Origin of the sequence: Methylobacterium sp. PvP105 (assembly GCF_017876975.1) — a bacterium.
GTDB lineage: Bacteria > Pseudomonadota > Alphaproteobacteria > Rhizobiales > Beijerinckiaceae > Methylobacterium > Methylobacterium radiotolerans.
Window position 1 is genome coordinate 4,733,649 of the sequence record NZ_JAGIPA010000001.1, and the last position, 12,444, is coordinate 4,746,092.

Here is a 12,444-nt window from a genome sequence, read left to right on the forward strand (position 1 = left end):
GGCCGTATCGCCTGTTCCGTCTTAGCCGGCTTCGACGGAACGATAAGGCCGCGCTGTTGCGGTGGGGTCACGCTCCCACGCGATCGGGGCGCGAGCGTGGCCGTGGCGGGCGCGCGCGGGACGGTGCGGCGCCGTACCGGGCCGTGCCGGTTCGGGCCATTGCCGGTGGACAGGCGGCGCGGCGGCTGGTGCCCGGTGGCCGCGCGCCCTTGCAAGGTTCGCGAGCGCCGCGCTAGGGTTCCCCCGTGGCCTGGCGAGACAGGGTGTCGCACGCGATGCGGCAGCCGGTGCGCGAGGGCGCGGTCTGCGTGGCGAGAGGGCCGGCCGAGGATACGGCGCCTGTCGGCCTGGAACACACGGACGTGCCTTCGGGAACGCAGCCGAGCCGCAGGGGGCGGAGGGGATGATGGAAGCGGGTCTCGGCTGGACGGACGATCGCGTGGCGATGCTGCGTCGCCTGTGGGAAGACGGGCAGAGCGCCAGCAAGATCGCGGCGCAACTCGGCGGCGTCACCCGCAACGCCGTCATCGGCAAGGTCCACCGCCTCGGTCTGGCCGGCCGCGCCCGCGGCGGCGAGGAAACCGCCACCGCCGTCCCGCCGTCGAAGACGGTCGAGATCGAGACCGCCATCGCGGTGGTCGAGACCCAGGCGCCCGAGCCGGTCGCGATCCTGGCCCACCGTCCGGCCCCGGAATTCCCGGCGCCCGCGCCGGCCGCGGCGCCCGCGCCCGTGGCCCTCGCGGTGTCGGAGCGCGTCACCATCATGGACCTCCGGGAATCCATGTGCCGCTGGCCCCTCGGCGACCCGACGACGCCGGAATTCCGCTTCTGCGGCGCCCGGTCGATCACCGGCCTGCCGTACTGCACCCATCACGCCGAGATCGCCTACCAGCCCGCCGCCGAGCGGAAGCGTGATCGCCGCGTCGCCTCCTTCCGCTGAGCCGCGCCGTCAGCGCAGCGTCACGCCGGCTTCGCGGAGGACGCGGGCGGTCCCGGGATTGACCCGATCCGCCGTGACGAGGCCGACGAGGTTCCTCGGCCGGGCGGTGGTGAGATCGGTCCGCGCCAGCGCACTCACGACGCGGTAGGCCGTCTCCTCGTCGAGGCCGGGCCGCGCGAGCACGAAGCTCCAGGATCCGACCGTCTCGATCGGCTCCGCCTGCCCGGCGAAGCTGCCGGCCGGAACCGTGAGACGCCGCGTCGCCGCGCCGGGCTGCGCGAGGCGCGCAATGCCCGCCTCGGACGGTCCGAAGAAGCGGGCTCCGCCGGGATCCGAGGCCAGGGCGCGGAAGCCCGGCCAGTCGAGGCCGCCGCCCCACAGCGCGTCGGCGCGGCCCTCCCGCACCAGTATCGGACCGTCGGCGGCCCGGTCGAGCAGGATCGGGCTGATGTCGCGCTCGGGATCGAGCCCGGAGGCGCCGAGGGCGCTCCGGCCCATGACGGTGAGCCCGGACTTGTGCGTGCCGAGGACGACCCTGCGCCCGCGCAGATCCGCCACCGAGCGGATCGCGCTGCCGGCCGGCACCACGAACAGGCCCGGCGTCGGGTACATCGGCGCCAGAACGGTCAGGCCGCCGCCCTCGGCGAGGGCGGGATAGGCGTACTCCCCCTGCACGAGGCCGAGATCGACGCGGCCGGCGCGGAGGAGGCCGACATTCTCGGACGAGCCGCCGGTGGCACGCCGCTCGACGGTCAGGGCCGGGTCCGCGGCCGCGATCGCGCCGGCGAAGGTCTCCCCGAAGGCCGGGAAGCCGCCGCCGGGCGTCGCGGTGGCGAGCACGAGGCGGAGCGCCCCGGCGGCGCGCGCCGGCGGCGCCAGGATCAGGCCGAGGCCCGCCAGCAGAGCGGCCCGACGAGTCGGCCGAAGGGGCAGGCCCCGCCTGCCGAATGCGCCGAACGGTCCGGCAGCGCCGGCCGTGGCCGGGCAGGCTGGAGAATAGAATTCCATGAGGAAAGGGCCGCTCAATAAAGGTCTTCCACCCCGCTCCGAAAGTTCGCCCAATTCCGGAAAGAACTTTCGGTAACGGCACTTAGCCCGATTGCTCCGGCCGCGGCAACGCGATATCGCAGCCTCCCGTCCGGGCCGGTCAAGCCTCCCACGCGAGGGCGATCCCTTGGCGGGGCCGCCCCCGGGCACGACATCTGTCCGATCCGTCACCACGAGCAGGAGTTCCGCGATGGCCGATACCCTCAACGCACCGGCGAAGGTCGGCCACGGCCGTGTCTACGGCTCGATCACCGAGACCATCGGCAACACCCCTCTGGTGCGCCTGAACCGGCTGCCCAAGGAGCACGGCGTCGACGCCGAGATTCTGCTGAAGCTCGAGTTCTTCAACCCGATCGCCAGCGTGAAGGACCGCATCGGCGTCAACATGATCGATGCGCTGGAGGCCTCCGGCAAGCTCCAGCCTGGCGGCACGCTGGTCGAGCCGACCTCGGGCAACACCGGCATCGCCCTCGCCTTCACGGCGGCAGCCCGCGGCTACCGGCTCATCCTGGTGATGCCCGAGACGATGTCGCTGGAGCGGCGCAAGATGCTCGCCTTCCTGGGCGCGGAGCTGGCGCTCACGCCGGGCGCGCAGGGCATGAAGGGCGCGATCGCCAAGGCCGAGGAGCTGCTGAAGGAGATCCCGGGCTCGGTCATGCCGCAGCAGTTCTCGAACCCGGCCAACCCGGAGATCCACCGCAAGACCACCGCCGAGGAGATCTGGAGCGACACGGGCGGCCAGCTCGACGCGTTCGTGGCCGGCGTCGGCACCGGCGGCACGGTGACGGGCGTCGGCGAGGTGCTGAAGCCGCGCCTGCCGAACCTCAAGGTCTTCGCGGTGGAGCCCGAGGATTCCCCGGTGATCTCCGGCGGCCAGCCCGGCCCGCACAAGATCCAGGGCATCGGCGCCGGGTTCATCCCCGACAACCTGCACACCAACATCCTCGACGGCGTCCTGAAGGTCACCAACCAGGCGGCGTTCGAGACATCCCGGGCGCTCGCCCGTCTGGAGGGCATCCCGGGCGGCATCTCCACCGGTGGCAACGTCGCGGCGGCGCTGGAGCTGGCCAAGCGCCCCGAGTTCCAGGGCAAGCGGATCGTGACCGTCGCCTGCTCGTTCGCCGAGCGCTACATCTCGTCCGCCCTCTTCGACGGGATCGGCTGAGGCCGGCAGCGGGGCGGCCTTCGGGCCGCTCCCCTCCCGTCGGCCACCCGGTCCGCGCGGACACGGATCCGCGCGGCCCTCGCCCGAGTGGCCACCAATACAGTCGACGCGACGAGGCCGAATTTTCGTTCATTCGACCGCCCGATCGCGCCCTTGCAGGCCAGAAGATCGATCTTCTGAACAATAACCACAGCAGAACAGTCGATTTGATCTGCCGTCGCCGAGACAATCGCCCCGGCCCACCGCATCTGGACGCAGCAGGATCTTTCCGTTAACGCCGACCGGCGAACGGACAATGCTTCTTCCCATGCGCAGCCTTCTGATTCTCGTGTTTGGCCTCTGGGCTCAGGCGGCGATGGCCCTGGGCTTCGCGGTCCACGACCTCACCGGGCTGGCCGAAACCGCCAGAGCGGCGCTCGGGCCTCGGGCCACGGCGCAGGTGGAGGCGCAGCATCTCAACCTGAACTGCGCCGCCTGCACGGGCGCCCCGTCGATCGAGATGCGGATCGGGCGCCTCGCCGACGGAACCGAGGCCCGGGTCCGCTCCGGCCAGACGACCCTCGCGGCGCTCGAGGCGATCTGCGTGAAGCGCAATCCGGATTGCCGCCTCTCGGGTCTGGCCGCCGGCCCGGCGGTCGGCTGGATGAGCGTGTACGCGCTGGACAGCGGCGCGGGCGCCACCGCGGTCATCCTGCGGGACGGGGATCTCCTGACGATCGAGGCCCGGGCGTCGGATCGCGGGGCGGCGGAGGATTCGGCGCGGCATCTCATGCACGCCGTCCTGTCCCGGATCGTCGGCCCGGAGACCTGAACCGCACGCCGTCGGTCACCCGGTCCGCGCAACCCTCCCCCGCCGCCTCCGTTGTCTCCCGAAGACGCAGAGAGGCGAGCCATGACAGAACAGACCGGACGGCCGTCGCGGGAGGACCCCGACGCTGGGGCGACCACCGACACCGAGACGCCGCGCGAGAAGCTCGGGCAGATGGAGGACGAGGCGCGGTCCGGCACCGATCTCGGTGAGGCGATCGACCGCGCCACCGCCGCCATCGGCCAGGACGACGGGAAGCGCTGATGGTCAGGCCGACGAGCGAATCCGGAACGGTCACCCGCAAGCCCGACGACAAGGTCGGGTCGCGCGGGAGCCCGCCCGCCGGGGGCGGCCATCAGACCTCCGATCAGGCGGCGATCACCGACATGGGCTCCGGCGAGACGCCGCGGCCCGAACCCAAGGAGGGCTGGGGCGCGGCCGGCGAGCCCGGCCGCGCGCCGCCGGCGATCGGCGGCTCCTCAGGGGGGCATTCGGACCAGAAGGCCTCGCGGGGTCCGGCCGCCGACACGAAGGTCGCGGGCGGGCACTACCGGGCGGAGCGAGAGAACCGGGAATGAGCGAGCCTCGAGAGACCGGCGCGCAGCCGGACGCGCCGAAGAACGTCGCCCCCGACGCGGTCAAGGACCCGAACGAGAAGACGGAGGGCAAGCCCGGACAGGGTACGCCCTCTGGCGGGACCCAGAACGACGAGACCGATCCCGGCAGCAGCTGACGCGACAGGCCCGAGCGGCGCCGCGGCGAGGTACGCCGCGGCGTCCCGGGGTTCAGGAGAGCCGGAAGGCGATCGGCCCGGAGGCCAGCAGCACCTCGCCGGGACGGCAGCCAGTCTCGACGCAGGCGTAGCGGATCGCGTCCTGGCGGCTGCGGAAGATGCCTCCGGCGCGCCCACCGGTCTCGACCGCGACCCAATGCCCCTCGCCGTCCTGACCGACGAGGTATGAGGGTGGCGCGGAGGCGGCCTGGGCGAGCGACGGAAGCGGGTTCAACGCGACGGGCATCGGTGTCACGGGGTTCACGCGGGCCTCTCGGGTCCGCCGCACCGAGGTATCGCCCCCGGCATAAGGGTTCGATAGGCCCGAGAGCGGCCCGGAATAAGGGCCGCATCAGCAACCGGGCCTGAGCGCCCGGTTGCCTGTCGTACACGATCGGCGACGGTTGACCGCTTCAGGCGGCGTTCTCCTTCGACCGCTCGGCCCGCTTGCGGTCGTTCGGGTCGAGGATCGCCTTGCGCAGGCGGATCGACTTCGGCGTCACCTCGACGAGCTCGTCGTCCTGGATCCAGGCCAGCGAGCGCTCCAGGGTCATCCGGATCGGCGGCGTGAGGCGCACTGCCTCGTCCTTCGACGTGGTGCGGATGTTGGTGAGCTTCTTGCCCTTGAGCACGTTCACCTCGAGATCGTTCTCGCGGTTGTGCTCGCCGACGATCATGCCCTGGTACACCTTCCAGCCGGGCTCGATCATCATCGGGCCGCGGTCCTCCAGGTTCCACATGGCGTAGGCCACGGCCTCGCCCTGGTCGTTGGAGATCAGCACGCCGTTGCGCCGGCCCGGCATCTCGCCCTTGTAGGGCTCGTAGGCCTTGAACAGCCGGTTCATGATCGCGGTGCCGCGGGTGTCGGTCAGCAGCTCGCCCTGGTAGCCGATCAGGCCGCGGGTCGGGGCGTGGAACACGAGGCGCAGGCGGTTACCGCCCGAGGGCCGCATCTCCAGCATCTCGGCCTTCCGCTCGGACATCTTCTGCACGACGACGCCGGAATGCTCCTCGTCGACGTCGATGACGACCTCCTCGATCGGCTCCAGAAGTCCGCCGTTCTCGTCGCGCTCGTACACGACGCGGGGCCGCGACACGGCGATCTCGAAACCCTCGCGGCGCATGGTCTCGATCAGGATCGAGAGCTGCAGCTCGCCGCGGCCCGAGACGTAGAAGCTGTCCTTGTCGGCGGCCTCCTCGATCTTGAGCGTGACGTTGCCCTCGGCCTCCTTGAACAGGCGGTCGCGGATCATGCGGCTCGTGACCTTGTCGCCCTCGGTGCCGGCGAGCGGGCTGTCGTTGACGATGAACGACATCGTCACGGTCGGCGGGTCGATCGGCTGCGCCTGGATCGGGGTCTCGACCTGCGGGTCGCAGAACGTGTCGGCCACGGTGCCCTTCATCAGGCCGGCGATCGACACGATGTCGCCCGCCTCGCCCACATCGATCGGGGCGCGCTCGAGGCCGCGGAAGGCGAGGATCTTCGACACGCGGCCGGTCTCGACGACCTTGCCGTGACGGTCGAGGACCTTGATCGACTGGTTGGGCTTCACCGAGCCCGCGGCGATGCGGCCGGTGATGATGCGGCCGAGGAACGGGTTGGCCTCCAGCAGGGTGCCGAGCATCCGGAACGGCCCCTCCTCGGTGCGGGCCGGCGGCACGTGCTTGAGCACGAGGTCGAACAGCGGGGTGAGGCCGACCGACGGGTCCGCGTCCGGGCTGTCGGCCATCCAGCCGTTGCGGCCCGACCCGTAGAGGATCGGGAAGTCGAGCTGCTCGTCGGTGGCGTCGAGGGCGGCGAACAGGTCGAAGACCTCGTTCACGACCTCGTTGATGCGGGCGTCCGGACGGTCGACCTTGTTGATCGCCACGATCGGGCGCAGGCCGATCTTGAGCGCCTTGCCGACCACGAACTTCGTCTGGGGCATCGGCCCCTCGGCGGCGTCCACCAGCACGATCACGCCGTCGACCATCGACAGGATGCGCTCGACCTCGCCGCCGAAATCGGCGTGGCCGGGAGTGTCGACGATGTTGACGCGGGTGTCCTTCCAGACGACCGAGGTCGCCTTGGCGAGGATCGTGATGCCGCGCTCCTTCTCGAGGTCGTTCGAGTCCATCGCCCGCTCCTCGACCCGCTGATTCTCGCGGAAGGTGCCGGACTGGGCCAGCAGCTTGTCGACGAGGGTCGTCTTGCCGTGGTCGACGTGAGCGATGATGGCGATGTTGCGCAGATTCATGGCGGCCCGAAACGGGTTGTGCCGGCTCCCTGGCGGCCGCGCGGCGCGGCCGTCCGCGCCGGTTCAGGTACGGAGTCGTGGTGGTTGCGTCGCAATATAAGGACGCGCGCGGTTGGGCAAGGCCGCTGAGGTCATGGGGGCGTCGCGTGGCGGGGATTGCTGGGGGCAGTTCCGAAGGTGGCACCGGCGCGGGGCCGCGGCCTGGCCGCCGCTGCAGGGCTGATCTGCGCGCTCTCTCCCGCACCGCCTGCCCTATATGACGGCACGATGACGCCGTGATCGGCGCGAAGCCGTCCGTATCGGGTTGTATTGGATGAAACCGGATCCCTCGGGTAGCGTATCGACCAGGATCAGGTGCCCGGCTGCGGCGATTCGGCCCTCGGGCTGCCGGGGCGGGCTTTCCTCGGAAGGACACGATGCGCGCGCTTGAGCCGCGGCTGTTCCCGTACATCTGGCGCTACTCGAAGGGCGCGCAGCTCAGGATCTGCGCCGTCGTGCTCGCGTCGCTCCCGTTCTACTTCGCCTCGCTCGACCTGCCGAAGCGCATCGTCAACGACGCGATCACCGGGAAGGCCTACGCGCACGGCGAGGCGACCGCGCCGTTCCTCGAGCTCACGGTCGAGTGGCCCGCCTTCCTGGGCGGCGGCAAGACCCACCTGTTCGAGGGGTTCCAGCTCGACCGGTTCGAGCTGCTGCTGAGCCTGTCGACCCTGTTCCTCAGCCTCGTCCTGATCAACGGCGCCTTCAAGTTCTGGATCAACCTGCAGAAGGGCATCCTCGGCGAGCGGATGCTGCGCCGCCTGCGCTTCCAGCTGTTCTCGCTGATGCTGCGCTTCTCGCCGGAGACGCAGCGGGAGGTGAAATCCTCCGAGACGGCGACGATCATCCGGGACGAGGTCGAGCCGATCGGCTCCTTCATCGGCGACGCGATCGTGGTGCCGGTCTTCCTGGGCACGCAGGCCGCGACGGCGCTGGCCTTCATCATGATGCAGAACATGTGGCTCGGCATCGCGGCCGGCGGCATGGTCGCCGTGCAGATGATCGTGATCCCGCGGCTGCGGCGGGAGATCATCCGCCTCAGCCGCCAGCGCCAGATCGCGTCCCGCGCCCTCGCCGGCCGCGTCGCCGAGGTGCTGGACGGCCTGCAGGCGGTGCTGCTCAACGACACCGGCCGCTGGGAGCGGGCGGAGATCGGCGGCCGCCTCTACCGGCTCTACGACCTGCGGCTGCGGATCTACCGCCGCAAGTTCGCGGTGAAGTACCTCAACAACCTGCTCGCGCAGGTGACGCCGTTCCTGTTCTACGCGATCGGCGGCTACTTCGCCCTGAAGGGGCAGCTCGACATCGGCCAGCTCGTGGCGGTCCTGGCCGCCTATCGCGACCTGCCGCCGCCCCTCAAGGAGCTGATCGACTGGGACCAGCAGCGCCTCGACGTCGAGGTCAAGTACGAGACCGTGGCGGCGCATTTCGGTCCGCAGCGCCTTGTGCCGGCGGAGCACGAATCCGAGCGCGCGGCGCCCCGCCTCGGCAGCCCGCTGCGCCTCGAGGGCCTGCAGCTGCGCGATCCGCAGGGCGGCTCCGTGATCGAGGTCGGGGACGCGGAGGTGCGTCTGCCGGGGCGGATCGCCCTGGTCCCGCCCGGACCGATCGCGCAGGAATTCGTCAGGGTCCTGGCCGGGTTGCAGTCGCCGCCCGGGGGAACGATCCGGATCGGGGAGCACGACCTCTCCACCCTGCCGCGCCGGCACCACGCGCGCCGCATCGCCTATGCGGGCGTCCAGCCCGTGCTGTTCCCTGGGACGCTACGCGACAACATCCTCTACGGGCTGCGCGTGCACCCGCTGCGCACCAACAGCCTCGATCTCAGCAAAACGCGGATCAACGAGGCGGTGAAGACCGGCAATCCCTGCGACAGCGTCGAGGACCCCTGGATCGACTTCGAGCGCCTCGGCGTCCGGGATGCCGGGGAGCTCGACGAGCGCCTGCTCGACCTGCTCGGCCGGCTCGATCTCGGCGACGAACTCTACCGGTTCGGGCTCGGCGCCCTGAGTTCGGTGGCCCATGACACGCCGGTGGGCCAGCGCATGATCGCGGCGCGGGAGCACCTGCGCGAGCACTTCGCCCAGAAGGGCCTCGCCGACTTGGTGATCCCGTTCGCCCGAGGCCGCTACAACGAGCAGGCCACCGTCGGAGAGAACCTGCTGTTCGGCGTCCCCCGCGACCCGACGCTGACGGAACCGCGCCGTCTGGCCGGCGTCACGCTGTTCCGCGAAGCGCTGGACAAGGTGAAGCTCCTCGACGAGCTGGACCGGATGGGCGTGGCTATCGCCAGCAACCTCAAGGACATTTTCGCCGACGTGCCGCCGGGCCACCCGCTGTTCCGGCGGTTCTCGCTGATCACCCCGGACGCGCTGCCGGACTACCTGCGCCGGCTCGCGCGCCTGCCCGACGCGGGGCGCCTGAGCGAGGCCGACAGCGTGGCCTTCCTGGCCCTGGCCCTGGCCTATGTCGAGCCGCGGATGCGCTTCGGCCTGCTCGACGAGACCTTGGCCAAGCGGATCGTCGGCGCGCGGGCCGTCGTGCAGGGCTTCATGCACGGCGACGACGGGTGCGACGTCGAATCCTACGACCCGAACCGGATCAACCCGCGCAGCACGGTGCTCGACAATCTGCTCTTCGGCCGCATCGACACGGCGCGGATGCATGGCGAGGCGCTGATTCAGCGGGAGGCCCGCGCGGTGTTCCGCGAATTCGACCTGGAGCGGCCGATCCAGCGGCGCGGCCTCGAGAAGGAGGTCGGCAACCGCGGGCAGCTGCTCCCCGAGCGCGTCCGGGTCCGGGTCGGTCTCGCACGGGCGATCCTGCGCGACCCGGAGATCCTCGTGATCGACCGGGTGGACGAGCATCTGGAGCGGGGCGTCGACACCCTGCTCGACGTGACCGAGACCACCCTGCCCCGGGCCAGCCTCGTGGCGAGCCTGTCGCCGGAATCGGATCCGGCCCGGTTCCCCGCGCGCCTGCCGGTCCAGAGCGCCGAGACGCGCCTGCGCACGGCGGCCGAATGACGTGAGCGTGACCGGTGCGCGCGGGGCGCGGGCGGCGGTTTACAGGGCCGCCCGTCTCCGGCACAGGATGGCACCCCATGCCAACATTCTCGGACGCCACCGCGACCCCGGACCGGACGATCCCGAGCCTCGCCGGGATGCCGCGCGTGGTGCCGCCGCACCGCGCCCCGCCGGAGCGCGAGCTGCCGCTGGCCGCCTACCTGCGCTCGATCCGCGACAACGCGCTGGCGGGCTTCCCCCAGCGCGCCTTCGAGGAGCCGGTCACTCGCCGGGGCCTGCTCGGACGGTCGAGTTTCGTGCTGAACGACCCCGAGGCGATCCGCCGGGTCCTGGTCGAGAACCAGGCGAACTACGCCCGCACTACCGGGACGACCCGCATCCTGCGCCCGATCCTCGGCGACGGGCTCCTGATCAGTGAGGGCTCGGCGTGGCGGCACCAGCGGCGGACCCTGGCGCCGGCCTTCACGCCGCGGGCGATCGACGGGCTGGTGCCCCATATCGCCGCCGCCGTGACCGACGGGATGGAGCGGATCGCCGCCGAGGCCGCGGCGGGGCCGGTCGACCTGTTCACGTCCTTCTACCGACTCGCCCTCGAGATCGCCGGGCGCGCCATGTTCTCGGTGGGCATGGACGAGCACGGCGCCGAGCTGCGCCAGTTCATCGCCGAGTATGCCGAGCGGATGGGGCGGCCGCACCTCCTCGACATCGTGATCCCCCCGGGCTGGCCGGTGCCCCTCGACTGGTCGCGCGGCCGGTTCCGGCGCCGGTGGATCCCGTTCCTCGACCGGATCATCGCGGCGCGCCGGGCGGCGGAGCGGGACCGGTCCCGGTCGGGCGATCTCCTCGACCTGCTCGCGGCCGCGCGCAATCCGGACACGGGCGCGGCCTTCACGCCCGACGAGCTGCGCGACCAAGTCGCCACCATGATCCTGGCAGGCCACGAGACCACGGCCGGCACGCTGTTCTGGGCGGCCTACCTGCTCGCCCTCGCGCCGGAGGTCCAGGAGCGGGTCGCCGCCGAGGCGCGGGCCGCCGACCTGACCGATCCGACCGGATGCCAGAGCGACGGGCGGCTGCCACTGACCCGCGCGGTGATCGACGAGACCCTGCGCCTGTACCCGGCGGCCTTCGTGGTCGTCCGGCGTGCGCTCGGCCCGGACAACGTGGCGGGCCACGCCGTCAAGGCGAGCGACATCGTCATGGTGAGCCCCTGGGTACTCCACCGCCACCGCGCGCTCTGGACGGATCCGGACGCGTTCGATCCGGGCCGCTTCCTGCCCGGCGCGCCCGCGCCGCGGCGCTTCGCCTACCTGCCGTTCGGGGCCGGTCCGCGTGTGTGCATCGGCGCGCAGTTCGCCCTGAGCGAGGCCGTCCTGTCCCTGGCGCGGGTGCTGCAGCGGTTCCGGCTGGTGCTCGACGAGCGCGAGCCGGTGCTGCCCCAGGCGGTCGTCACGACCCAGCCGGACCGGCCGGCCCGGTTCCGACTGATCCCCCGCGAGCCGCTCAGCCCCTGATCCCGGTGATCGTCGCCGAGGTCGCGCGGGGATCGCGCATCGGCCAGCGGCCGCTCTCCACCTGCGCCAGGAAGTCGTCGAGGAGCCGGTTGTAGGCGTCGGGCTCCTCGACCGAGAGGGCGTGGCCGGTATTGGGCAGCATGGCGAGGGCCGCGGAGGGGATGACCCGCTTGAGCATCAGGCTCGGGGCGAGGCAGGGCCAGTCCTCGTCGCCGGCGACGATCAGGGTCGGGACGGTCATGCGGCCGAGCTCATCCGTGAGGTCGTAGAGCGACGGCCGCCCCTTCTGCACGCCGGCCTGGGTGTTGGCCGAGCCGAGGGCCGAGTGCTCGGCGAGCATCCGCTTGAACTCGGCGTGCCCGCGCGGGTCCTTGGTCTCGAACTGCACCCGCGTCGGCCCGACGGCGTAGCGCTCCGCGAAGGCCGCCATGCCGTCGCGGCGCAGCATCTCGGCGGTGGCGTCCGCCTCGGCGCGGAACAGGGCCTGCCGCTCGGGCTCCGCGCCGTAGCCGCAGCCGCCGAGGCAGAGCGACAGCGCGCGGTCAGGGTGCCGCAGGCCGAAATGCAGGGTCGCGAAGGCGCCCATCGAGATGCCGGCGACGTGGGCCTTCGGCGCGCCGAGATGATCGAGGATGGCCAGGATGTCGTCGGCGGCGCGCGCCTGCGCGTAGGCCGAGACGGCCTCCGGCACGTCGGAGGGCGGGTAGCCCCGGGCATTGAACGCGACCGCGCGGTAGCGGCGGCCGAAATGGCGCAGCTGGGCCTCGTAGCTGCGATGGTCGCCGGCGAATTCGTGGACGAAGATCAGCGGCGTCCCCTCGCCGCTCTCCTCGTAATGGAGCCGTATCCCGTCGTCCGTCGTGGCGCTCGGCATGTCGATCCTCTCACCGACCACC

At 71.6% G+C, this 12,444-nt stretch carries 12 protein-coding genes; 8 read left to right on the top strand and 4 right to left on the bottom strand.

What is annotated here, in order from left to right; all coding sequences use genetic code 11:
* The first annotated feature begins 403 nt into the window (after positions 1-403).
* Entirely contained in the window at positions 404-940 is a 537-nt protein-coding gene (locus tag J3A75_RS23180; protein ID WP_024829353.1) for a GcrA family cell cycle regulator, read from the top strand.
* A gap of 9 nt (positions 941-949) precedes the next feature.
* On the opposite strand, the gene J3A75_RS23185 is transcribed toward J3A75_RS23180, so the two are convergent.
* Entirely contained in the window at positions 950-1,948 is a 999-nt protein-coding gene (locus J3A75_RS23185) for a TAXI family TRAP transporter solute-binding subunit (protein WP_083374380.1), read from the bottom strand.
* 229 nt (positions 1,949-2,177) lie between these two features.
* Between J3A75_RS23185 and cysK the strand changes: the two genes are divergently transcribed.
* The 5 genes from cysK (at position 2,178) to J3A75_RS23210 (ending at position 4,693) form a co-directional block, all read left to right on the top strand.
* Positions 2,178-3,152: a cysteine synthase A gene (gene cysK, locus J3A75_RS23190; protein ID WP_070999936.1), complete on the top strand. Its 975-nt coding sequence runs from the start codon at positions 2,178-2,180 to the stop codon at positions 3,150-3,152.
* A gap of 307 nt (positions 3,153-3,459) precedes the next feature.
* Positions 3,460-3,963 (top strand): hypothetical protein, encoded by a 504-nt coding sequence (locus tag J3A75_RS23195; protein WP_012320306.1) that lies wholly within the window; start codon positions 3,460-3,462, stop codon positions 3,961-3,963.
* Between the two features lie 81 nt (positions 3,964-4,044).
* Positions 4,045-4,224, top strand: a complete 180-nt coding sequence (locus J3A75_RS23200; protein WP_058606441.1) for a hypothetical protein — start codon at positions 4,045-4,047, stop codon at positions 4,222-4,224.
* Entirely contained in the window at positions 4,224-4,538 is a 315-nt protein-coding gene (locus J3A75_RS23205; RefSeq protein WP_012320308.1) for a hypothetical protein, read from the top strand. The genes J3A75_RS23200 and J3A75_RS23205 overlap by 1 nt, the downstream gene beginning before the upstream one ends.
* Positions 4,535-4,693, top strand: a complete 159-nt coding sequence (locus J3A75_RS23210) for a hypothetical protein (RefSeq protein WP_164891370.1) — start codon at positions 4,535-4,537, stop codon at positions 4,691-4,693. Before J3A75_RS23205 ends, J3A75_RS23210 begins: the two co-directional genes overlap by 4 nt.
* A 52-nt stretch (positions 4,694-4,745) precedes the next feature.
* Here J3A75_RS23210 and J3A75_RS23215 read toward each other — a convergent pair whose 3' ends face one another.
* Positions 4,746-4,979, bottom strand: a complete 234-nt coding sequence (locus J3A75_RS23215) for an RAG2 PHD domain containing protein (RefSeq protein ID WP_070999937.1) — start codon at positions 4,977-4,979, stop codon at positions 4,746-4,748.
* 166 nt (positions 4,980-5,145) lie between these two features.
* A complete protein-coding gene (gene typA / locus J3A75_RS23220) occupies positions 5,146-6,969 on the bottom strand; it encodes a translational GTPase TypA (RefSeq protein WP_012320311.1) in 1,824 nt (607 codons plus the stop codon).
* Between the two features lie 416 nt (positions 6,970-7,385).
* On the opposite strand from typA, the gene J3A75_RS23225 reads away from it, so the two are divergent.
* Positions 7,386-10,034 carry an ABC transporter ATP-binding protein/permease gene (locus J3A75_RS23225; RefSeq protein ID WP_070999938.1) on the top strand — a complete coding sequence of 883 codons (2,649 nt, stop codon included), beginning with the start codon at positions 7,386-7,388 and terminating at the stop codon, positions 10,032-10,034.
* A 77-nt stretch (positions 10,035-10,111) separates the two neighbouring features.
* Positions 10,112-11,548 (top strand): cytochrome P450, encoded by a 1,437-nt coding sequence (locus J3A75_RS23230; RefSeq protein WP_199825798.1) that lies wholly within the window; start codon positions 10,112-10,114, stop codon positions 11,546-11,548.
* Here J3A75_RS23230 and J3A75_RS23235 read toward each other — a convergent pair.
* Positions 11,538-12,422 carry an alpha/beta fold hydrolase gene (locus tag J3A75_RS23235; RefSeq protein ID WP_029358940.1) on the bottom strand — a complete coding sequence of 295 codons (885 nt, stop codon included), beginning with the start codon at positions 12,420-12,422 and terminating at the stop codon, positions 11,538-11,540. The genes J3A75_RS23230 and J3A75_RS23235 overlap by 11 nt on opposite strands.
* Positions 12,423-12,444: the final 22 nt, after the last annotated feature.